Source organism: Dactylosporangium sp. NPDC005572 (assembly GCF_040605515.1).
Lineage (GTDB): Bacteria > Actinomycetota > Actinomycetes > Mycobacteriales > Micromonosporaceae > Dactylosporangium.
The window spans coordinates 1-20772 of sequence record NZ_JBEXCY010000010.1 but is presented as its reverse complement, the minus strand read 5'-3'; the positions used below and the strand labels follow the sequence as shown (position 1 = coordinate 20772).

Sequence of the window (20772 nt, the reverse complement as noted above, 5' to 3'; positions counted from 1 at the left end):
GATCCTATGCTGCGAGGCATGGCTCGTTCTCTCGTCGTCAAGGCAACCGCCGGGGCGGACGCCCCGGAGCGCTGCTCGCAGGCGTTCACCGTGGCCGCGACCGCCGTCGCCGGCGGAGTGCCCACCTCGCTCTGGCTCACCGGCGAGTCCGCCTGGTTCGCGCTGCCCGGGCGGGCCGCCACCTTCGAGCTGGAGCACGCCGCGCCGCTCGCCGATCTGCTCGACTCGATCCTGGCGGGTGGCACGGTGACGTTGTGCACGCAGTGCGCCGCCCGGCGGGGCATCGGCCCCGGCGACGTGATCCCGGGCATCCGGATCGCGGGGGCGGCGGTGTTCGTCGAGGAGGCCCTCCAGAACGACGCGCAGGCGCTCGTCTACTAGGGGCTTCCGTAGGTGGCCCGCGGCGGGAGGTTGAACTCCTCCCGCAGGCCGTTCTCGGTGTACCGCAGCGGGTGCGCGGGATCGACCTCGTTCGGCGTCCCGGGGTCGCCGTCGTGGTCGATCGGCAGGCCGACCGCCTGGCGCTCGGAGTTGCGCACCGGCTCGCCGGCCGCCGTCACGTCCCGGCCGCCGGCCCCGTTGTAGAGGCGATGGTTGGTCGTGCCGTGGGCGTGGTCGTACGTGTGGGCGAGCTCGTGGAAGAGGGTCACGACGGGCGGCGCGGAGCCCGGGAGCCCCTGCCAGCCGGGGTTGTACCGGATCGACTCCGGCTTCGCGAACCCGTTCGGCTCGTCCGTCGGCGCGATGACCACGACGTCGAGCGCCGCCAGCATCTGCTGCCCGGTCGGTGAGGCGCGCAGCAGGTCGAGGTCGGCCCGCACGCGCTCCTCGAACTCGAGGTCGCCGTCGGGCACGATCAACGTGCCGAGATCGTCGCGGATCGGCGTGGCGACGAGCCGCTCGACGCCGCCGACGCTGTCCTCGGCCTGGCCGAAGAGCCGGTCGTCGCCCTCCCCGCCGGTGACCGCGTCGGCGCCGGCCCCGGAGTACAGCACGTCGTCCCCGGCGCCGCCGTCGAGCGTGTCGGCGCCCCGCCCGCCGGAGAGGACGTCGGCGCCCGCGCCGCCGTCGAGCCGGTCGTCGCCGGTCCCGCCCTCCAGGAAGTCGGCGCCCTCTCCCCCGCGCAACACGTCGTCGCCGGACAGCCCGTACACGGTGTCGTCCCCGGCGCCGCCGTCGACGAGGTCGCGGCCGGCGCCGCCGTCGGTGTAGTCGCGGCCGTCCTCGCCGAACACCGCGTCGTCGCCCCGGTTGCCGGTGAGGTCGTCGTCGCCGGCGCCGCCGCTGAGCAGGTCGTCGCCGAGCCCGCCGGCGACGGTGTCGTCGCCGGCCCCGGCGAAGATCAGGTCGTCGCCGGCGCCGCCGTCGACCTCCTCGGCGCCGAGGCTGCCCCACAGCCGGTCGTCGCCGACGCCGAGGAACGCGCGCTCGACCTCGGGCCCGCCGGGACCGCCGGGCCGGCCCGGCCCCAGCGACACGCGGTCGTCGCCCCAGCCCGCGACGACCGTGTCGCTGCCGGCACCGGCGAGGAGGGTGTCGTCGCCGGCCGAACCGCTCAGCCGGTCGTCCCCGTCACCCCCGAGGACGGTGACCGCGCCGCCACCGGTCACCCGGACGGTGTCGTTGCCGCCGCCGGTCCGCACCAGGACGCGGGCGCCGGCCGCAACCGGGACGACATTGCCGTTCACGACGACCGCGTCGCCCCGGATCTCGACCACGTCGTCGCCGTCGCCGGTGTTGACCACGGCGAGTCCGCCGGCCGCGAACCCGTCGGCGTCCCGGGCGGCGGGGGCGAGCCAGTCGTCCATCCGCCCGGCCACGACGGCGGCCCAGTCGTGGCGGAGGTCGGCCCACTCCCGCCGCGCCGCCGACAGCGCCCCGCCCAGGCGGAGCAGTTCCTGGTCGACATCGGCCCGGATCGCGGCCGCGTCGGCCTCGGGCGCCCGCCGGGTGTACGCGTCATCGAGGGCCGCCTGCCCGCGGCGCAGCAGCCCACCGATCCCGTCGAGCGCGGCCGCCGTGGCCGTGGCGGTCGCGGCCGCCCGCTCCAGGTCCCGGCCGAGCCGGGCCCGGTGCGACCGGTACGTGTCGGCCGTGTCACCGGCCCAGTCCACCGGCGCGGCGGCCCGGTCGAGCTGCTCACGGGCCGCCCGCAGGTCGTTCCCCACCGCCCGCCACACGCCGGCTGCCACCTCCGGGGCGGCGGGATCGGCCCGCAGGTCCCAGACGCTCATCAGCGGCCCGGCCGGCGCGAGCCGCCGAGGCGGGAGTCGGCCGCCACGTCCGCCGCGTGGTAGGCGAACGCCGTGCGCAGCAGCGCGTCCGCGTCGGTCTCCAGGACCGCCGCCAGGCCGCTCACCGCGTCATGGGCGTCGGCCAGCAGGCCCTCGGCCGTGTGCGCCACCGCCGGCGCGGACGGGAGGTCGCCCAGCGCCGCGGCGGGGACCGGCAGGTGGCGGAAGCCGGACCGGTAGCGTTCGCCGGCGCGGTCCGCCGCCGCCAGGCTCGCCACGGCCAGGTCGACCAGGGCGCTCGGATCGACCCGGATCTCTTTCCCCATAGGCCGCAGGGTAGCTACGCCACCCCGCGGCCCGTGACCCGTTCAGGCCGAATAGTCAAGACCGACCTTTGCCCGTACAACATCCAAAACCCGGAGAATCTCCAACGTCTCGGACAGCGGGATGAGCGGGCTCTCCCGGAGGCCCTCGCGGAGGCAGCGCTGCACCTCGGCCGCCTCGAAGTGGTAGCCCAGGCCATCGAACGGCATCTCGACGCGCTCGGCCTCGTCGCCGCGCCAGAGGGTGTACTCCGGGGGGCAGAAGAAGTCGCGCGGGATCTCGAACCGGCCGGTCGTGCCCGTGATCGTCGCCCGGCGGGAGCTGTCGCCCAGCAGCGAGCAGGTCAGTGCGGCCATCGCGCCCGACTCATAGCCGAACAGCATGCCGGTGTTCTCGTCGACGCCGCCCGCGCTCATCCGGGCCCACGCCTGGATCTCGCTCGGCGCGCCGAGGAACAGGTGCGCGAACGTCACGGGGTAGATCCCGACGTCGTAGAGGCCGCCGCCGCCGAGCGCGCGGTTGCGCAGCCGGCCGGTCTCCTCGAACGGGCCCTGCATGCCGAAGTCGGCGTGCACGCTCACCAGGTCACCGATCGCGCCGTCGGCGATCAGGCCGGCGATGCGGCGGATGACCGGGAAACAGCGCATCCACATCGCCTCCATGAGGAACACGCCCGAAGCGCGGGCGGTCTCCACGAGGCGCTCGGAGGAGGCGACGTCGAGCGTGAACGGCTTCTCGGTCAGTGTCGCCCGCCCGGCGCCGAGGGACAGCATCGTCGCCTCGTAGTGCGCGTTGTGCGGGGTGGCCACGTAGATCACGTCGACGCCGTCGTCCTCGACCAGGTCGCGCCACGAGCCGTGGGCCCGCGGGATGTCGTGGGCGTCGGCGAATCGCTGTGCGGATGCGGTACTGCGGGATCCCACCGCTGCCACCTCGGCATCGGGCAGCAGGCGCAGATCCTCGACGAACTTGCTGGCGATGGCGCCGGTGGACAGGATGCCCCAGCGGATGCGGTCGGCCATGGCGTGAGCGTAGTCCTCCGTGGTTGGAGCCATGATCGACCGGGTATCCGGGACCGGTGAACCCTCGTGAACGTCGCCCGGAAGGGGTGTCGGACCGGACCGTGGAAGGCCTCGGCAAGCTCAGCGAGGCCCTGGAGACGGTGGAGCGCGCCCGCGGCCGCCTGTACGACCTGCACCAGCTCATCGGGCACGCCGACCTGATGCTCGACGAGGCCGTGGAGCTGCTGCGCGCGGCGGGGCACGGCCCGCTCGCCGACCGCATCGACACGGAGCTGGTCGGCCGCAACGTGATCCCGGGCCGCTGGACGTTCCAGCTGGTCGAGGAGTTCGACGACGGCTACTACTCGCTGTTCCGCGAGCTGGAGCGGACCGCCCGCGACGAGCTCGCGCAGGGGCGCCGGCACGTCTTCGAGGCCGAGATGAAGGAGGCCCGGCGGACCCACGGTGCACCCGGCCACGAGGCGACCCCTTAACGTTGGCTCATGGTGGAGTTCCGGCTGCCGCCCGCGTTTGCGGAGCAGGCCCGACGATTCGCGGAAGAAGGTGGCGTACCGGCGAAGGTGCGCCTCGCCAGCACGGTGGTGCTGCTGCGGGAGCCGTTCGAGGCGTACCTCATCCGGCGGGTGCCGACGATGGCGTTCGCGGCGTCGATGTACGTCTTCCCCGGCGGTGGCGTCGATCCGCGGGACGCCGCCGCGCACCCGGGCTGGGCCGGGCCGGCGCCGGACGAGTGGGCGCGGCGGCTGCGGCTCGAGGAGTCGGTGGCCCGGTCCGTCGTGTGCGCGGCGGTGCGGGAGGTCTTCGAGGAGTCCGGCGTCCTGCTGGCCGGGCCGTCGGCGGACACCGTCGTCGGCGACGTGAGCGGCGCGGAGTGGGAGGAGGCCCGGCTCGCGCTCATCGCGCGGGAGTTCGGCTTCGCGGACTTCCTCAGCCGCCGGGGCCTGGTGCTGCGCAGCGACCTGCTCGTGCCGTGGTCGCGGTGGATCACGCCGGAGTTCGAACCCCGGCGCTTCGACACCTACTTCTTCCTCGCCGTGCTGCCCGAGGGGCAGCTGACCCGCGACGTCGGCGGCGAGGCCGACGAGACGGTGTGGTGCGGGCCGGCCGACGCTGCGGACGGCCGGTTCACCATGCTGCCGCCGACCATCCACACGCTCACGGAGCTCGCGGAGGCCGGCAGCATTGCGGCGGCGCTGGCGGCGGCGCCGGCCCGGGATCCGGCCGACGCCATCCGCCCTGTCTAACCGAAGCGGCCGGTGATGTAGTCCTCGGTCTTCTTGACCGAGGGGTTAGTGAAGATCTTCGCCGTGTCGTCGTACTCGATGAGCCGGCCCGGGTCGCCCGTCTTGTCGATCGAGAAGAACCCGGTGCGGTCCGAGACGCGGGCCGCCTGCTGCATGTTGTGCGTGACGATCACGATCGTGTACTGGTTCTTCAGCTCGGTGATCAGGTCCTCGATCGCCAGCGTGGAGATCGGGTCGAGGGCCGAGCAGGGCTCGTCCATGAGCACGACCTGCGGCTCGACCGCGATGGTGCGGGCGATGCACAGGCGCTGCTGCTGACCACCGGACAGACCGGCGCCGGGGCGGCCGAGCCGGTCCTTGACCTCGTTCCACAGGTTGGCGCTGCGCAGCGCCTTCTCGGCGACCTCTTCGAGGACCGACTTCTTCCTCACGCCGTTGAGGCGCAGGCCGGCGACCACGTTCTCGAAGATGGACATCGTCGGGAACGGGTTGGGCCGCTGGAAGACCATGCCGATCATGCGGCGGACGGCCGTGACGTCGACGTCACGGTCGTAGATGTTCTGCCCGTCGATGAGGAGCTGACCCTCGATCCGCGCGTTGGGCAGCACCTCGTGCATGCGGTTGATGGACCGCAGGAACGTGGACTTGCCGCAGCCGGACGGTCCGATCAGCGCGGTGACCGACTTGGGCTCGATGGTCATCGAGACCCCGTCGATCGCCTTGAACGAGCCGTAGTACGACGTCACGCCGTGGGCTTCGATCCGCTTTGCCATTGGGGGCTCCAGTGTCTATCGAGCGAGCTTGTTACGGCGGGCGAGCAGCTTCGCCGCGACGGTGAGGACCAGCACGAGCACGACCAGTGTGAGGGCCGCCGTCCAGGCCCGCCCGGGGGCGAACTCGGAGGCCACGCCGGCCTGCTGGAAGACGTACAGCGACAGCGAGGACTGACCGCCGTTGAACACGTTGAAGTTGATCGCGCTGAGGCCACCGGCGACCAGCAGGACCGGGGCCGTCTCGCCGGCGGCGCGGGCCACGGCGAGCATGACACCGGTGACGATGCCGGGGCCGGCGGTCGGCAGCACGATGCTGGTGATCGTCTTCCACTTCGGCACGCCGAGCGCGTAGGCACCCTCCCGCAGCGCGCCGGGCACCAGCCGCAGCATCTCCTCGGTCGAGCGGACCACCGTCGGCAGCATGAGCACGCTGAGCGACAGGGCCGCCGCGAAGCCGGAGTACGCCGGCCGGCCGTCGTTGTAGAGCGGGGTGATCGTGAAGACCCAGAACGACAGCACGAACAGGCCGGAGACGATCGACGGGATACCGGTCATGACGTCGACGAAGAAGCGGATCGCGTTGGCCAGGAAGCCCCGCCCGTACTCGACGATGTAGACCGCGCCCATGATGCCGAGCGGCACCGTGATCAGCGTGGCGATGCCCGCCTGCTCAAGCGTGCCGATGATCGCGTGGTAGGCGCCGCCCTTCTCGTCGAACACGCCGATGTTGTTCATCGACGTGTTGAAGAAGTTGGCGTCCAGCCGCGTCGAGCCCTTGCTGACCAGCGTCCAGACCACCGAGATCAGCGGCAGCAGCGCCAGGATGAACGCACCGTAGATCAGGATGGTGGCCATCCGGTTGCGGGCCGAGCGGCCGCCCTCGACGAAGGTCGCCGCGAGGCCCATGAAGATCACGAACAGCAGCGCGGCCACGACGCCCGTGAGGATCATCCCGCCGTACGACGTCAGGTAGATCAGCACGAACGAGACGGCGATCGCCGCCGCGGCGGTCGCCCACGGCGCCCACGACGGCAGCGACTTGACCCGCAGCTGGTGGGCGTCCTGGACGCCCATCCGGGTGGGTGTTTCGACGCTCATCATGCGCTCCCGACGAACTCACGGCGCCGGTACACGATGGCCCGCGCAGCCATGTTGACGACCAGCGTGATGGCGAACAGGGCCAGGCCGGAGGCGATCAGCGCGCCGCGGCCGAACTCGTTGGCCTCGGCGAACCGGTTGGCGATGTTCGAGGCGATCGTGACGCCGCCCGGGCCCAGCAGGTCGAAGTTGATGGCGAACACGCTGCCGAGGGTCAGCGCCAGCGCGATGGTCTCGCCGAGCGCGCGGCCCAGGCCGAGCATGACCGAGGCGATGATGCCGGCCTTGCCGTAGGGCAGCACGGACGTGCGGATCATCTCCCACTTGGTCGCGCCGAGGGCCAGCGCGGCCTCCTGGTTCTCCGGCGGGGTCTGCATGAAGACCTCGCGGGAGAGGGAGGTGACGATCGGCAGGATCATGATCCCGAGGACGATCGAGCCCAGCAGGACCGACTTGCCGTAGGGACCCTCGCTGCCGAAGATCGGCAGCCAGCCGGCCGTGTCGTGCAGCCACTTCGACAGGTTGCTGACCGGCTCGTAGAAGTAGTCGCGGCCCCAGAGGCCGAAGACGACGCTGGGGACGGCGGCGAGCAGGTCGATGATGAAGCCGAGGGTGGTGGCGACCCGGCGGTGCGCGTAGTGCGAGAGGCACAGCGCGATGCCGAGGGCTACCGGCACGGCCAGCAGAAGCGCCAGGAAGGCGGTGAGGATCGTGCCGAACACCGTCGCGGCGATACCGAACTTCGGATCGTCACCGTCGGTGAACCACTCCTTGTAGGTGAAGAAGTTGGCGTTGTCGTCACGGATGGCCGGGATGGCCTTGACGATGAGGAAGACGGCGATGGCGGCGATGATGACCAGCACCATCGAGCCGGCGGCCGTCGCGGTACCGCGGAAGATGACGTCCCCGCCGAAGCGCTTCTTCGGCGGAAGACCACCACCTCCGCCGGACGAACCGGCGGAGGTGGAGGGCAGAGTCTGCTGGCTCAACGAGTTTCCTGGGTTCCTGGGGTTTCCGGTCAGGCCAGGTTCTTGACGGAGGTCTCGACCTTGGCCCGGACCGTCTCGGGCAGCGGGGCGTAGCCCAGCTTGTCGAGCAGCTTCTGGCCGTCAGCGCTGGCGGTGTAGCCGAGGAAGCCCTTGACGAGCGCGAGCTTGTCGGCCGCAGTGCCCTTGCTGCAGACGATCTCGTAGGTCACCAGGATGATCGGGTAGGCCCCGGCCTCCTTGGTGGCGTAGTCGATCGACAGCTTCAGGTCGTCGCCGGTGCCCGTGATCTTGGCACCCGCAACGGTCTTGCCGGCGGCCTCGCCGGTCAGCGCGGTGAACTCACCGGCACCGTTGTAGACCTTGGCGGTGGCGAGGCTGTTGGTCTTGGCGAACGACCACTCGACGTAGCCGATGGAGCCGGCGCTCTTCTTCAGCGCGGCGGCAACGCCGTCCGACTTCTGCTCACCCTGGCCGCCCTGGGCCTTCCAGACCTTGTCCTTGCCGAAGGTCCAGTCGCTGGCCGCGGTCTTGGTCAGGTAGTCGGTGAAGTTCTCCGTGGTGCCCGACGAGTCCGCGCGGTGCACGGCCAGGATCGGGGTCGACGGCAGGGTCGCGCTGGGGTTGTCGGCCTTGATGGCCGCGTCGTCCCACGTCTTGATCGAGCCGGAGAAGATCTTCGCGAGCGTCGCGGGCTTGAGCTGCAGGTCCTTGACGCCGTCGAGGTTGTAGGCGATGGCGATCGGGCCGGTGACCATCGGCAGGTTGAGGGCCGGGTTGCCGCCGCAGCGCGCGGTCGACTTCGTGGTCTCGTCGCCGTCCTTGAGGGAGGAGTCGGAGCCGGCGAAGTCGGCGGTGCCGCCGTTGAACGCGGTGATGCCCGCGCCCGAACCGGTGCCCTGGTAGTCGATCTTGGCGCCGGAGCAGGCCTGCTGGTACGCCTTGATCCACTCGTCCATGGCGTTCTTCTGGGCGGACGAGCCCTGAGAGGTCAGCGAGCCGGTCGCACAGGTGATGCCGCCACCGGCAGCGCCGGACGAGCCGGCCGCACCCGGGGTGCTAGGGGTCTCGTTGTCCGAGCCGCACGCGGCGAGCGCGAGCGTCGCGGTGATCGCGATGCCGGCGATGAGGCCGTGCCGCTTGAGGTTCACTGCGGTCCCTTCGTCGGGATGTTCCGTCTTCCGTGACCTGGGGAGGTAAGTCGGAAGGCCGACGCAGGTCGTCGACTGAAGGCGACGCTAAGAGCGGCAGGTAACCACCCCGCCCGGAGAGGGTGAACGCAGGGTGAACAGGTTCAGGGCTACAGGTGACGCCTGGTCGGAGGACAGTTGGCCATTGGGTGAACTGCCCAGCGGAGATGCGCTGTGTCCGTTTTGGCCGGTCGCTGACTAGAGCGTGCGCTGGAAGGAAACATCGTTCGACCAACGAACGAAACCCAGCCGGTGGTACAGCGCGGCGGCGCGGGTGTTGCTCTCGTCGACGTACAGCATCACCTGGGCGAGGCCGCGGCCGCGAAGGTACCAGAGACCGGCCAGGGTCAGCGCCTTGCCGAGCCCGCCGCCGTTCGCGTCGGGCGACACCCCGAGCACGTAGACCTCGCCGATCGGCTCGTGCGCCTCGTGCCCGTGGACCTTCGTCCAGTGGAAGCCCAGCAGGCGGCCGTCCGCCTCGGACTCGGCCAGCAGGAAGCCCTCAGCGTCGAACCACGGCTCCCGCAGGCGCACGTGCAGGTCGTCGAGCGTCCACTTGCCCTGCTCCGGGTGGTCGGCGAAGGCCGCCGCGTTGAGCGCGAGCCAGGCCTCGTCGTCCTCTCCCGGCCGGAACGCACGCAGCCGTACGCCCTCGGGCAGGCGCACCTCGTCGAGCGGGGCGAACAGCGAGCGGCGCAGCTGGAGCAGCACCCGGGTGCGGTCGAACCCGAGCCGGATGGCGAGCGCCGACGCCGACGGGTGGTCACCGTGGGCCCACAGCCGGAGCCGGCCGTCGTTGCGCTCGTCGGCGACCCGCATGGCCTCGGTCACCAGCGCGCGCCCGATGCCGTGGCGGCGGTGCAGCGGGTGCACGACCAGCTCCGCCGCGGCGCCCTCGACGGCGTCGGTGGTGTCGATGTGCGCGTAGCCGACCACCCGGTCGCCGTCGTACGCCAGCAGATGGACGGCCGGCGCCTCGCCGCCGTGCCGCAGGTGCAGCACGACGTGCTCGGACAGCGGCATGGCACCGTCGGTGTCACCCGCCGCCTGCATGAGCCGCTCGACCTGGGCGATCTGGTCGGCGTTGAGGTGTTCGAAACGCTGCGGCACGAACTTGACTAGACCCTGACCGGTTCCGATTCGTGCAACGGCCGGGCGGGCGGGACGACGAACTTGTAGCCCACCTGGCGCACGGTGCCGATCATCGACTCGTACTCCGAGCCGAGCTTGGCGCGCAGCCGCCGGACGTGCACGTCGACGGTGCGGGTGCCGCCGAAGTAGTCGTAACCCCAGACCTCGCGCAGCAGCTGGTCGCGGGTGAACACCCGGCCCGGGTGCTGGGCGAGGAACTTCAGCAGCTCGAACTCCTTGTAGGTGAGGTCGAGCGGGCGTCCCTTGAGCTTCGCCGCGTAGGTGTCGGGGTCGATCGAGAGCTCGCCGGCCTTGATCATGCCGCCGCTCGCGGCCGCCGCCGAGTTGAGCCGGCCGACGGCCAGGCGCAGCCGGGCCTCGATCTCGGCCGGGCCGGCGGTGGCGAGAATGACGTCGTCGAGGCCCCAGTCGGCATGCAGGGCGACCAGGCCGGCCTCGGTGACGACGGCCAGCAGCGGCACACCCAGACCCGTTGCGTGCAGCATCCGACAGGTGGCGCGGGCGTCGGCCAGCTCGGTGCGAGCGTCGACGATCACCGCGTCAGGGCTCGGGCCGCTCACCAACGTGCGCACGTCCCGAGGGGCGGTGCGCACCGTGTGGGGCAGCAGGTCGAGGCCCGGTAGGACCACCTGTCCCGCGGGTGCCGCAGTCAGCAGCAGAATCTCCACGAGTCACCTCCGTCGCCGCGGCGCATTGTCCCGGCGACTCTGACGGGTTGTGGGTGTATCCCGCACGAGAATATCTGAGTATTGACGTTTTGCTAGCGGCCCAACCGCAGTTCGAGACAGTTGGGTGAGCCACACCCCACCGTTTCCGTCGACATGATAAGGGCCCCACCCGTGCGGCCCCGGGATCCCACCTTCTGGCACGATCGGGGCGTGCCCGCTACCCCGCCCCCCGCCGAGGACCACGGCGCCTGGCCTCCGGCCGCCGAGCCGGCGTCCCGCCGCCACCGGGAGGACGACGAGCCGGCCGCCGACGACCCCTTGCCGCTGCCGCCGGTCCGGCGGTTGCTGTCGCTCGGCATCGCCGGGTTCGCCGCGCTGGTGATGGTCGGCCTGGTCGTGGGCGCGCAGACCCCCCACGAGTCGTACGCCGTGGTGATCTTCGGGGTGCAGGCGCTGTTCGTCGGCGTGTGGACGGTCGCCAGCCGGCCGCCGGCCCCGCGGGTGGTCGCCACGGTCGGGCTGGCCGTGGCCATCGGCACCGACTTCGCCGCGGTCTGGACCCGGCCGGCGTCGCTCGCGCCGCTGGCCTACGTCACCGCCGCCGGCTTCATCATCGGCGTGGTCGGGCAGCTCACCCGCCCGGCCGGCCGCCAGCGGGTCACCGAGTCGCTCGGCTCCTCGCTGCTCGTCACCCTCGGCGTGGTGTCCCTGGCCAGCCTGGTGGTGCTCGGCCGTATTCCGCACGGCACCCAGGCGATCGTGGCCTGCCTGGCCGCCGCCGGGATCGCGCTGTTCATCGCCCGGTTCGTCGACGCGATCGTGGCACTGCCGCGCATCGCGCCGCAGGTGCCGCGGGGCGGCGCCGGGGTGGTGCTCGGCGCGATGGTCGGCACCGCCGCGGCCGGCGCCATCGGCAACTACCTCGACGGGCTCGATCCCCTCCGGGCCGCGCTGGCCGGCCTGGCCACGGCGATCGTCGCGGTGATGGTGGACCTGTCGGTCGGCTATGCCGACGCGAGCCGGGTGATCGACGGGGACGAGCCGGCGTTCTGGCTGGCGCGGCACATCCAGGGCCCGATCGCCGCGTTCGCGTTCGCCGCGCCGGCCGCCTATGTCGCCAGCTCGCTGCTGATCCTGTGAGAGGTTGCCACGGTACGAAATCCTGGTGACTGGGTACGACCGTTCCAGCCGGCCAAGCGCCGAAGGCCGCGGCCCGGAGGGAACGCCTGCGTCATGTTCGGAAGGGAGCGCCGTGGCGGCGAGTCGAGGGGCCAAGGCCGGCATCGTGCTGGTCGTCCTGGCGATCATCCTGTGCGGCGTGCTCTTCGTCGTCGACCGCATCGCGGCGTCGGCGGCCGAGGACCGCATCACCGATGAGACGCGTAGCCAGCTGGCCGCCAACAAGGTGACCTACCAGGGCGACCCCAGGGTCGACGTGACCGGGTTCCCGTTCCTGACCCAGGTCGTGGCCGGGGAGTACAGAAAAATCACCATCTCGCTCGACCGGCCGCAGGTGGAGAACGTCAAGCTCAACGACCTCACCGTGGAGGCGAGCTCGGTCAAGGCGGACGCCCGCGACCTGCTGAACGGCAGCGGTGACGTGGTCGCCGGGCTGGTGACCGGCACGGCGTCGATGACCTGGGAGAACGTGCGCCCGCTGATGGAGCTGGCCGGGCTGCCCTCCCAGATCGACCCGGCGCAGGTCGACCTCAAGGTCGTCAACAACAAGATCCAGCTACGGATACCGCTGCAGTACCAGGGCTTCACGATCACGCTCGTCGCCCGCGGCAGCATGGTCGTCGAGACCGGCAAGGTCCGGCTCAAGCTCGATGAGGTGACCTCCGAGCAGGGGAACCTGCCGCCGGTCGTCGCCAACTTCATCAAGGCCAACCAGAGCCGCCTCCAGGTGACGGTGCGTCTGCCCGGCCTTCCGTACAACCTGGTCATCAACAATGTCCAGACCACGGACGCCGGACTGCAGGTCACCGCCTCGGCGGAAAACGTCAAGCTGACCGGACAGTGACCTGGCGGACGCTGGGCCGACCCGCCCGGCGATGCTAGGCTGCCAGACCATGAGCATGCTGCTCACTCGACGGCGCGCGGTCGACCTGTGCCGCGTGGCCACCTGCCTGTGTTGCCGCTCCTGACGGTGCGGCTGCTCAGCGTGCTCATTTAACGGCTCGAGGCAGCGGCGCCCCAGACCGATGGGTCTGGGCGGTGCATTCTTTTGCTCGCCGACAACGCAGACCCATCGCCGAAACCGTGATCCGTCCCCTCGGGTCGCGCGCGGCGTGGTGCACACCCCGACCCGTGTGTCGACTCGACCCACCCCAATCCTTCCTGGGAGAGAGAACACTCATGAGTCGCGAGTCCGCCCTGGTCACGGCCGACTGGGCCGAGCAGAACATCGGCGCCGACCACGTCGTCTTCGTCGAGGTCGACGAGGACACCACCGCCTACGACGGCGGCCACATCCCTGATGCCGTCAAGATCAACTGGAAGACCGAGCTGCAGGACCAGGTCCGCCGGGACTTCGTCAACAAGGAGCAGTTCGAGGCGCTGCTGTCCAGCAAGGGCATCGCCAACGACGACACCGTGATCCTCTACGGCGGCAACAACAACTGGTTCGCGGCCTACGCGTACTGGTACTTCAAGCTCTACGGCCACGGCGACGTCAAGCTGCTCGACGGCGGCCGCAAGAAGTGGGAGCTCGACGCCCGTCCGCTGAACAAGGACGACGTCAGCCGCGACGCGACCACCTACGTCGCCGCCCATGACCAGGACCTGTCGATCCGCGCGTTCCGCGACGACGCCGTCAAGGCGATCGGCGTGGCCAACCTGGTCGACGTCCGCTCCCCCGACGAGTACGCGGGCCGCCTGCTCGCGCCGGCTCACCTCCCGCAGGAGCAGGCGCAGCGTCCGGGCCACATCCCGACCGCGCTGTCGGTACCGTGGAGCAAGGCCGCGAACGAGGACGGCACGTTCAAGTCCGACGACGAGCTGCGCTCGATCTACGGCGCCGCCGGCCTCGACGACAGCAAGCCGACCATCGCGTACTGCCGGATCGGCGAGCGCTCCTCGCACACCTGGTTCGTGCTGAAGGAGATCCTCGGCCACGGCGACGTCCGCAACTACGACGGCTCCTGGACCGAGTACGGCTCGCTGGTCGGCGTGCCGGTCGCGGTCGGCGACGAGCCCGGCCAGGCCTGAGAGGGGATCGGATCATGAGCACTGTTGACAGCTGCGGCGCGCCCGAGCAGAGCGCGCCCATCCCGGCGAGCGTCGACGTGGAGAAGGAGACGGTGATCACCGGCGTGGTGAGCTCCGGCGAGGGCCCCGTCGGCGGCGCCTACGTCCGCCTGCTCGACTCCACCGGCGAGTTCACGGCCGAGGTCGTCACCTCGCAGGCCGGCCAGTTCCGCTTCTTCGCCGCTCCGGGCACCTGGACGCTGCGCGCCCTGTCCCGCCAGGGCAACGGCGACGCCACGCTGGCCGCGGACCGCGGCATCAACGAGGTCGCCGTCTCAGTCGGCTGAGACCTTACCGGGAAACGTGACGCCGCTCGCCGGGCCCAACCCCGGCGGGCGGCGTCGCGCGTCTCAACTGGCAGGATGACCGCCGTGAAACGTCGCTGGATCATCGCCGGTACCGCCGCGTGGGCGCTCGCCATCGCGGGGCTCGCGTACTTCTCGTATCGGTACGATTCGCCCACGGCGCGCGACCAGACGACGATCGCCGAGGCCCTGCCCACGCTCGACGCCGCGCTGGGGTCGGTCTATTCGGCCCTCGACCCGGCATCGTCGGTGGCGGTCCTGTCGGGCTACACACGGACCGACCAGAGCTGCCGCGTCACGTCGGCCCGCGAGGGCACGCGTTTCGAGAGGGTCCTGATGGTGTACGTCAGGAGCAGCGACGAGGGCCCCACCCTCGACCGCATCAAGGCCGCCCTCCCGGCGTCGTACAAGGCGTCGGTCAGCCACTCGGTCACCACGCACACGCTGAGCGCGGACGCGGGCAACTTCGTCCTGCTGCGGGGCGGGATGGTGGCGCCGGGCCAGCTGCGGTTCACGGCGGACACGGGCTGCCGGGTGCAGGACGCCCCGGTGGAGGAGGCGACCCCACAGTCCCAGAACGCCAACCGCGCCCCGGTCCAGGCGGTGCTGGACACGTTGGCCAAGCCGGCGTCGGAATGGCGGACGCACCGCCTGACCTGCCCGGCGGGCGGCGCGCTGTGGACGGTGGAGGCGAAGGCCGCCACTCCGGACGACGCAAAGGCCCGCACGACGGTCCCGCCATCAGCGGTGATCCTCGATAGCGAGAAACTGTTCGCCTACCGCGCCGGCGCGGCCGGCGTAACCCTACGCAAGGACGCCGACTCCCTGATCATCACGTCCACAGCCGGCTGCTGACCCCTCGCGCCGCTTGTTCCCATGATCAAGGGAGCCGTTTGGCTGCCATAGCGACCACAAGTTTCCCTTGATCATGGCGACAGCCCCGCCCACCTAGTTCCACCACCGGCCGGCCACCATCTGAATCCGCCGCCCGGCGCGCCAGCTCTCGGGCCACGGCCGGGCGTTCGCAGACCGCTCCGCCCACCTCATGATCGATGGCGAGTTCCGGCTGTCATAGCAACCAGAACTCGCCATCGATCATGGAAAGCGACGCAACCCTCGCAGCTCCGGCGACAGGTCTCGACAATCCGGCAGCCCGACCGGCCCGATTCGAAAGCGGCCTCACCGCTTGCCGCCATCACGTCCCGCGGCCACAGCCCAAGAGGCCACAGCCCGCGAAGCCCGAAACCCGCAGCCTCGCCGCCCGGACCCCGCCGCCCGGACCCCGCCGCCCGGACCTCGCCGCACGGACCTCGCCGCACGGACCTCGCCGCCCGGACCCCGCCGCCCGGACCCCGCCGCACGGACCCCGCCGCACGGACCTCGCCGCCCGCAGCCCCGCCGCCCGCAGCCCCGCCGCCCGCAGCCCCGCCGCACGGACCCCGCCGCACGGACCCCGCCGCACGGACCCCGCCGCACGGACCCCGCCGCCCGCAGCCCGAAACCCACAGCCCGCAGCCCCGCCGCACAGAGCTCGCCGCCCGAAATCCGGCCGCGCGGAGTCCGGTGCTACGTGGCGCGTAGGCGTTTCAGGGCGCCTCGCACGAGGTCGGGCTTGGTCGTGTACCAGAACGGGGGGAGGGACGCGCGTAGGTAGGCGCCATACGTGCGGGCCGTCTCCAGGCGGGAGTCCAGCACCGCCACCACGCCCTTGTCCGTGCCAGCGCGGATCAGGCGGCCCACGCCCTGGGCCAGGCGGACCGCGGCGATCGGGACGCTGATCGCGGCGAAGCCCGAGCCGCCCGAGGCGTCGACGGCGGCGGAGCGGGCGGCGGCCAGCGGCTCGTCGGGGCGGGGGAACGGGAGGCGGTCGATGATGACCAGCTGGCAGGCGTCGCCGGGGACGTCGACGCCCTGCCACAGGGACATGACGCCGAGCAGGCAGCTGTTGCGGTCCTGGCGGAACTTGCGGACCAGGATCGGCAGCGCCTCCTCGCCCTGCAGCAGGATCTTGATGCCGGGCGTGCGGGCGCGGAGGACCTCGGCGGCGCGCTCAGCGGCGCGGCGGGACGAGAACAGGCCCAGGGCGCGGCCGCCCAGGGCCTCCACCAGCTCGACCATCTCGTTGGCGGTCGCGTCGGGCAGGCCGGAGGTCTGCGGGCGGGGCAGGTGGGCCGCGACGTAGAGGATGCCCTGCTTCGCATAGTCGAACGGGGAGCCGACGTCGAGCGAGCTCCAGGGCAGCTCGTCGCGGGCGGCGTCGGCGCGGATGACCGCCTCGCGCGCGGCGTCGGCCGGGGAGCCGGGGGCGGCCGGCGACGCGGGCGGCGCCACGGGCAGGCCCAGGGAGCGGGCCACGGTGTCGAACTGGCCGCCCAGCGCGAGGGTGGCCGAGGTGGCCACGACCGTCCGCTCGTGGAACAGGTGGATGTTGAGGGTGCCGGCGACGGACAGCGGCGCGATGACGACGGCGCGGCGGCCGCGGTCGTCGCGCTCGATCCAGGTGACGTCGTGGTCGGCGTTGGCGAGCATGCGCTGCGCGATCTTGGTCAGGTCGCTGATCATCGTCTTGGCCTGCTGCTTGCGGACCGGATCGCTGTCGTCGGCCTTGACGTCGCCGATCGCGTCGAGCGCCTTGCGGCCGCCCGCGTCGAGCAGCGTGAGGGCCTCGGCGAGCGGGGTCGGCAGTGCGCCCGTGAGCCGGCCGGGCGGGGCGTCGGCGAGGGCGACCGTGAGCGCGTCGCCGGCCTCCATCAGGCGGTCGGCCACGTCGTCGTCGACATAGGACCGGCAGCGGCGCGCGGACCGCTCGAGCAGGTCGGGGGTCAGCTCGGCCTGCGACGCGGAGCTGACCCGGTCGGCCAGCTCGTGCGCCTCGTCGACGACCAGCAGGTCGTGCGGCGGGATGATCTGCCGGCCGGAGAGCATGTCGACGGCGAGCAGGCTGTGGTTGGTCACCACCACGTCGACCTCGCGGGCGCGGGCCCGGGACGCCTCGGCGAAGCACTCCGCGCCATAGGGGCAGCGCTGCGCACCGACGCACTCGCGGGCCGGCATCGAGACCATCTTCCAGGCCGAGTCGTCGACGCCCGGGTCGAGCTCGTCGCGGTCGCCGGTCTCGGTCTCCATCGCCCAGTCGCGCAGCCGGTCGATGTGCTTGCCGAGCCGGCCCGCCTCGCCGAGCCACTTCGTCTGCCTGGTCTCGCCCACGTCGAACAGCGCGTCGTCAGGCTCGTCGGCCGACGTGCCCTCCAGCCGGGCCAGGCACAGATAGTGATGGCGCCCTTTCAGCACCGCGAACGTCGGCCGGCGGCCCAGGATCGGCTCGGCCGCCTCGGCGAGCCGCGGCAGGTCGTGGTCGACCAGCTGCGACTGGAGCGCCAGCGTGGCGGTCGACACCACCACCGGCCCCTTCACCAGCAGCGACGGCACCAGATAGGCCAGCGACTTGCCGGTGCCCGTGCCGGCCTGCACGAGCAGGTGCTCGTCCCGGTCGGCGGCGGTGGCGATGGCCTCGGCCATCCGTTGCTGCCCGGGCCGCTCGGCGCCGCCGGGCACCGCGCCGACGGCCGCGGCGAGAAGGTCGGAGACGGAGGCTTTCACGCCAACGCACGCTACTCGCCACGTACGACAGAATTCCTCCATGACCCAAGTGCGTGTCGTCTACCGCAAGTTCGACGGATCGCTCCACTGGAACTACGAGACGAGGCTCCTGGGCGAGGACGACCACGGCATCTGGGTCGGCGCCGACAGCGGCACGATCGTCCACCGTGGACCGACGCGCACCGGCCCGGTGGAGGGCCCGCACGTGCTGCTCTTCCCGCGGCAGAGCTGGTGGACGGCCTGCTTCAACGCCGCGCCGCACCGCACGGAGATCTACTGCGACATCACCACCGTGCCGCACTGGCTCGGTGAGACCGAGGTCACCGCGATCGACCTCGACCTCGACGTGCGGCGCAGGCGAGCCGGCGCCGTGGAGCTCCTCGACGAGGACGAGTTCGCCGCCCACCAGGTCAAGTACGCCTATCCGGCCGACGTGGTGGCCGAGGCCGAGGCCAGCGCCGCGTGGCTGTTCGAGAACGTGCGCGACCGCAACGAACCGTTCGGCTCGAAGTACCACGAATGGCTAGAACTCGTCAGCTAACCCGTGCAGCTTCGCGGGGTTGAGCTGGTTGAACAGGCCCGTCACCAACCCCGACGGGCTGATCGACACGCTCGACACCGCGTAGCCGTCCCCCATCCGCACCACGATCCCCAGGTCGCCGTTGACCAGCGCCGGCATCACCTCCCAGCCGTGCCGCTGCGCCTGCCGGAACAGGCCGAGCACGAACCGGCCCACCTGCAGCGCGCCCTCGATCGGCCGCTTCGCCGCCTGGGCGACCCCGCCGCCGTCACCGATCGCGACGACGTCGGGCGCGAGCACCTTGAGCAGGGCGTCGAGGTCACCACCGGAGGCGGCCGCGGTGAACGCGGCGAACACCTCCGCCTGCCGGGCGCGTGACGTGGTGTGACGGTGTTCGCCGGCCGAGACGGCCCGCCGCGCCCGGGACGCCAGCTGTCTGGCGTTTTCAGCAGTGGTACCGAGGGTGCCCGCCACCTCACCGAACGGCACCGCGAACACGTCGTGCAGCACGAACGCCACCCGCTGCTCCGGGCTGAGCGTGTCGAGGATCAGCAGCAACGCCAGGCTGACGCTCTCACTGAGCGCGACCGACTCGCCCGGGTCGGCGCCCTGGTCGGGCAGGCGCTCCACGATCGGCTCGGGCAGCCACGGCCCCACGTACGCCTCGCGCCGCACCCGCGCGGACCGCAGCACGTCGAGGCACAGCCGCCCGGTCACGGTGGTCAGCCAGGCCCGCAGGTCGACGATCCGGTCCTGGTCCGCCGCCGCGTACCGCAGCCAGGCCTCCTGCACCACGTCCTCGGCGTCGGCCCGGCTGCCCAGCATCCGGTACGCGACGCCGAACAGGTGGCCCCGATGCGCGCTGAACGCGTCCGTCACGCGTCAATTCAACCAGCCTTCGCCAGACGGGCGATATGCGCATTAAGTGCGATTTTCAAATGAGCAAGGCGGCCCCGGCGCCCACGCAGTGCGATCCTCACCACATTCTCGGCGGCCGAGGCCAACCCGACCGGCAGCCGGCACCGCGCAGCTCCTCCGCCGGCCGGTCCAGCGCGAGTTCAAGCACCGCACGGAATGGCGCGGTACACGCCGGAGCGGGCAACCAGTTCAAGGTGAACCACAGGTAAACGCGACATGAACGGCCAGCTGGCGGGGGCTGGCGCCTCGGCGTCGATCTAGGCTTACCCCTACGATTCCCCCAGCCGGGGATGACCGGTGCCCCGTTGATTGACGATCGAGGTCATGCTGTGCGGTTGAGGCTGCGTCCCAGCGACGATTCGTTCTACGAGTTCTTCAGCCGTGCGGCCGCGAACCTCGTGAAGGGCACCGACCTGCTCTCGGAGCTGGCCCTGCCGGGCGCCGACGTGCAGTCGATCAGCGAGCGCCTGGTCGAGGTCGAGCACGACAGCGACGCGATCACCCACGAGCTGTACAAGAAGATCAACTCCAGCTTCATCACCCCGTTCGACCGCGAGGACATCTACCGGCTCGGGTCGCTGCTCGACGACGTCATGGACCACCTGGAGGCGGTCGGGAGCCTCCTGTACCTCTACGGCCTCACCAAGCTGCCCACGCTCCCGCGCGAGATCCACGAGATCGTCAAGGTCCTCGACCAGCAGTCCCGCCTCACCGCCGACGCCATGCCCCGGCTGAAGACGATGAAGGACCTCGAGGACTACTGGGTCGAGTGCAACCGGCTGGAGAACGAGGGCGACAGCGCCTACCGGATGGCCCTCGTCCGGCTGTTCTCCGGCGAGTACGACGCGCTGACGGTCCTCAAGATGAAGGAGGTCGTCGACGAGCTGGAGGCGGCCTGCGACGCCTTCGAGCACGTGGCGAACACGGTCGAGACGATCGTGGTCAAGGAGTCCTAGTCATCGACGCACAGCTCGTCGCGGTCGTCGCCGTCATCGTGGTGGCGCTGGCCTTCGACTACACCAACGGATTCCACGACGCCGCCAACGCCATCGCCACCTCGGTGTCGACCCGTGCCCTCACCCCGCGGACCGGCCTGCTCATGGCCGCGGTCGGCAACTTCGTCGGCGCCCACCTGGGCGGTCACGTCGCCAAGACGGTCGGCAGCGGCATCATCGACCTCCCCGCCGGCATCGCAAGCTTGGGCGTCGTGTTCGCCGGCGTCGTCGGCGCGATCACCTGGAACCTGATCACGTGGTACTTCGGGATCCCCTCGTCCTCGTCCCACGCCCTCTTCGGCGGCCTGGTCGGCGCCACCCTCGGCGCCATCTGGCTGGGCCACGACGGTGAGGTGCTCTGGGCCGGCATCCTGGAGAAGGTCATCATCCCGATGATCGCCTCGCCCCTGGTCGGTTTCCTGCTGGGCGGCATCGTGATGCTCGCGATCATGTGGATCTTCCGCCGCGGCCAGCCGCGCAAGCTCACCCGCGGC

General features: G+C 71.3%; 23 protein-coding genes. 12 read left to right on the top strand and 11 right to left on the bottom strand.

The genetic code is table 11. From position 1 onward, the window contains the following. Positions 1-6 precede the first annotated feature (6 nt). Entirely contained in the window at positions 7-381 is a 375-nt protein-coding gene (locus tag ABZS66_RS07700; RefSeq protein WP_354756162.1) for a DsrE family protein, read from the top strand. Here the strand turns inward: ABZS66_RS07700 and ABZS66_RS07695 are convergent. Genes ABZS66_RS07695 through ABZS66_RS07685 form a run of 3 tightly spaced genes read right to left on the bottom strand, consistent with a single transcriptional unit; the run spans position 378 to position 3580 of the window. After that, entirely contained in the window at positions 378-2234 is a 1857-nt protein-coding gene (locus ABZS66_RS07695; RefSeq protein WP_354756160.1) for a M91 family zinc metallopeptidase, read from the bottom strand. The two genes, ABZS66_RS07700 and ABZS66_RS07695, sit on opposite strands and share 4 nt — an antisense overlap. Continuing rightward, positions 2234-2560, bottom strand: coding sequence for a hypothetical protein (locus ABZS66_RS07690; RefSeq protein ID WP_354756158.1), 327 nt, complete (start codon positions 2558-2560; stop codon positions 2234-2236). The genes ABZS66_RS07695 and ABZS66_RS07690 overlap by 1 nt, the downstream gene beginning before the upstream one ends. A gap of 42 nt (positions 2561-2602) precedes the next feature. Beyond that, positions 2603-3580 (bottom strand): Gfo/Idh/MocA family oxidoreductase, encoded by a 978-nt coding sequence (locus tag ABZS66_RS07685; protein WP_354756156.1) that lies wholly within the window; start codon positions 3578-3580, stop codon positions 2603-2605. A gap of 56 nt (positions 3581-3636) precedes the next feature. Between ABZS66_RS07685 and ABZS66_RS07680 the strand changes: the two genes are divergently transcribed. Both ABZS66_RS07680 and ABZS66_RS07675 read left to right on the top strand, forming a co-directional pair. Next, positions 3637-4053 (top strand): hypothetical protein, encoded by a 417-nt coding sequence (locus ABZS66_RS07680; protein ID WP_354756155.1) that lies wholly within the window; start codon positions 3637-3639, stop codon positions 4051-4053. Positions 4054-4062: 9 nt separating this feature from the next. Further along, positions 4063-4824, top strand: coding sequence for an NUDIX hydrolase (locus ABZS66_RS07675; protein WP_354756154.1), 762 nt, complete (start codon positions 4063-4065; stop codon positions 4822-4824). On the opposite strand, the gene pstB is transcribed toward ABZS66_RS07675, so the two are convergent. The 6 genes from pstB to ABZS66_RS07645 form a co-directional block, all read right to left on the bottom strand. Further along, the gene (gene pstB / locus ABZS66_RS07670; protein WP_354756152.1) at positions 4821-5597 is read right to left on the bottom strand and encodes a phosphate ABC transporter ATP-binding protein PstB; all 777 of its coding nucleotides are present in this window, start codon (positions 5595-5597) and stop codon (positions 4821-4823) included. The two genes, ABZS66_RS07675 and pstB, sit on opposite strands and share 4 nt — an antisense overlap. 15 nt (positions 5598-5612) lie before the next feature. Beyond that, entirely contained in the window at positions 5613-6695 is a 1083-nt protein-coding gene (gene pstA, locus ABZS66_RS07665; protein ID WP_354756150.1) for a phosphate ABC transporter permease PstA, read from the bottom strand. Further along, positions 6695-7684 carry a phosphate ABC transporter permease subunit PstC gene (gene pstC, locus ABZS66_RS07660; protein WP_354756149.1) on the bottom strand — a complete coding sequence of 330 codons (990 nt, stop codon included), beginning with the start codon at positions 7682-7684 and terminating at the stop codon, positions 6695-6697. Before pstC ends, pstA begins: the two co-directional genes overlap by 1 nt. Positions 7685-7713: 29 nt before the next feature. Then, positions 7714-8832: a phosphate ABC transporter substrate-binding protein PstS gene (pstS, locus tag ABZS66_RS07655; RefSeq protein ID WP_354756147.1), complete on the bottom strand. Its 1119-nt coding sequence runs from the start codon at positions 8830-8832 to the stop codon at positions 7714-7716. Positions 8833-9069: 237 nt separating this feature from the next. Further along, positions 9070-9981: a mycothiol synthase gene (gene mshD, locus ABZS66_RS07650; protein WP_354756145.1), complete on the bottom strand. Its 912-nt coding sequence runs from the start codon at positions 9979-9981 to the stop codon at positions 9070-9072. Positions 9982-9989: 8 nt separating this feature from the next. Beyond that, positions 9990-10691 carry a response regulator transcription factor gene (locus tag ABZS66_RS07645; RefSeq protein ID WP_354756143.1) on the bottom strand — a complete coding sequence of 234 codons (702 nt, stop codon included), beginning with the start codon at positions 10689-10691 and terminating at the stop codon, positions 9990-9992. A gap of 210 nt (positions 10692-10901) precedes the next feature. Here ABZS66_RS07645 and ABZS66_RS07640 point away from each other — a divergent pair, with 210 nt between their 5' ends. The 6 genes from ABZS66_RS07640 (at position 10902) to ABZS66_RS07615 (ending at position 15100) form a co-directional block, all read left to right on the top strand. Further along, positions 10902-11831: a hypothetical protein gene (locus ABZS66_RS07640; protein ID WP_354756141.1), complete on the top strand. Its 930-nt coding sequence runs from the start codon at positions 10902-10904 to the stop codon at positions 11829-11831. 112 nt (positions 11832-11943) lie between these two features. Beyond that, positions 11944-12714, top strand: coding sequence for a DUF2993 domain-containing protein (locus ABZS66_RS07635; RefSeq protein ID WP_354756139.1), 771 nt, complete (start codon positions 11944-11946; stop codon positions 12712-12714). Positions 12715-12745: 31 nt separating this feature from the next. Then, entirely contained in the window at positions 12746-12838 is a 93-nt protein-coding gene (locus ABZS66_RS07630) for an Ms5788A family Cys-rich leader peptide (protein WP_354756137.1), read from the top strand. Positions 12839-13049: 211 nt separating this feature from the next. Then, complete coding sequence (locus tag ABZS66_RS07625) at positions 13050-13901, top strand: sulfurtransferase (RefSeq protein ID WP_354756135.1); 852 nt, start codon at positions 13050-13052, stop codon at positions 13899-13901. A gap of 14 nt (positions 13902-13915) precedes the next feature. Beyond that, a complete protein-coding gene (locus ABZS66_RS07620) occupies positions 13916-14227 on the top strand; it encodes a DUF1416 domain-containing protein (protein ID WP_354756133.1) in 312 nt (103 codons plus the stop codon). 84 nt (positions 14228-14311) lie between these two features. Beyond that, positions 14312-15100, top strand: coding sequence for a hypothetical protein (locus ABZS66_RS07615; RefSeq protein WP_354756131.1), 789 nt, complete (start codon positions 14312-14314; stop codon positions 15098-15100). A 711-nt stretch (positions 15101-15811) separates the two neighbouring features. Here the strand turns inward: ABZS66_RS07615 and ABZS66_RS07610 are convergent. After that, the gene (locus ABZS66_RS07610) at positions 15812-17887 is read right to left on the bottom strand and encodes an ATP-dependent DNA helicase (protein WP_354756129.1); all 2076 of its coding nucleotides are present in this window, start codon (positions 17885-17887) and stop codon (positions 15812-15814) included. Here ABZS66_RS07610 and ABZS66_RS07605 point away from each other — a divergent pair. Beyond that, on the top strand, positions 17886-18386 hold the full coding sequence (locus ABZS66_RS07605; protein ID WP_354756128.1) for a DUF402 domain-containing protein: 501 nt from the start codon (positions 17886-17888) through the stop codon (positions 18384-18386). The two genes, ABZS66_RS07610 and ABZS66_RS07605, sit on opposite strands and share 2 nt — an antisense overlap. On the opposite strand, the gene sigJ is transcribed toward ABZS66_RS07605, so the two are convergent. Further along, positions 18369-19244, bottom strand: coding sequence for an RNA polymerase sigma factor SigJ (gene sigJ / locus ABZS66_RS07600; RefSeq protein WP_354756126.1), 876 nt, complete (start codon positions 19242-19244; stop codon positions 18369-18371). The genes ABZS66_RS07605 and sigJ overlap by 18 nt on opposite strands. A gap of 368 nt (positions 19245-19612) precedes the next feature. Between sigJ and ABZS66_RS07595 the strand changes: the two genes are divergently transcribed. Together ABZS66_RS07595 and ABZS66_RS07590 are read left to right on the top strand one after the other, a co-directional pair. Beyond that, complete coding sequence (locus ABZS66_RS07595; protein ID WP_354756124.1) at positions 19613-20239, top strand: DUF47 family protein; 627 nt, start codon at positions 19613-19615, stop codon at positions 20237-20239. Between the two features lie 2 nt (positions 20240-20241). After that, on the top strand, positions 20242-20772 hold a 531-nt coding region (locus ABZS66_RS07590; protein WP_354756368.1), incomplete at its 3' end, for an inorganic phosphate transporter.

Excerpts from the sequence above, each read along its gene's own strand:
- ABZS66_RS07625 (WP_354756135.1), top strand. The coding sequence starts at position 13,050 with ATGAGTCGCGAGTCCGCCCTGGTCACGGCCGACTGGGCCGAGCAGAAC.
- ABZS66_RS07610 (WP_354756129.1), bottom strand. The coding sequence starts at position 17,887 with ATGGAGGAATTCTGTCGTACGTGGCGAGTAGCGTGCGTTGGCGTGAAA.
- pstA (WP_354756150.1), bottom strand. The coding sequence starts at position 6,695 with ATGAGCGTCGAAACACCCACCCGGATGGGCGTCCAGGACGCCCACCAG.
- ABZS66_RS07620 (WP_354756133.1), top strand. The coding sequence starts at position 13,916 with ATGAGCACTGTTGACAGCTGCGGCGCGCCCGAGCAGAGCGCGCCCATC.
- ABZS66_RS07685 (WP_354756156.1), bottom strand. The coding sequence starts at position 3,580 with ATGGCCGACCGCATCCGCTGGGGCATCCTGTCCACCGGCGCCATCGCC.
- pstB (WP_354756152.1), bottom strand. The coding sequence starts at position 5,597 with ATGGCAAAGCGGATCGAAGCCCACGGCGTGACGTCGTACTACGGCTCG.
- ABZS66_RS07630 (WP_354756137.1), top strand. The coding sequence starts at position 12,746 with ATGCTAGGCTGCCAGACCATGAGCATGCTGCTCACTCGACGGCGCGCG.
- ABZS66_RS07675 (WP_354756154.1), top strand. The coding sequence starts at position 4,063 with ATGGTGGAGTTCCGGCTGCCGCCCGCGTTTGCGGAGCAGGCCCGACGA.
- ABZS66_RS07695 (WP_354756160.1), bottom strand. The coding sequence starts at position 2,234 with ATGAGCGTCTGGGACCTGCGGGCCGATCCCGCCGCCCCGGAGGTGGCA.
- ABZS66_RS07700 (WP_354756162.1), top strand. The coding sequence starts at position 7 with ATGCTGCGAGGCATGGCTCGTTCTCTCGTCGTCAAGGCAACCGCCGGG.
- ABZS66_RS07605 (WP_354756128.1), top strand. The coding sequence starts at position 17,886 with ATGACCCAAGTGCGTGTCGTCTACCGCAAGTTCGACGGATCGCTCCAC.
- ABZS66_RS07690 (WP_354756158.1), bottom strand. The coding sequence starts at position 2,560 with ATGGGGAAAGAGATCCGGGTCGATCCGAGCGCCCTGGTCGACCTGGCC.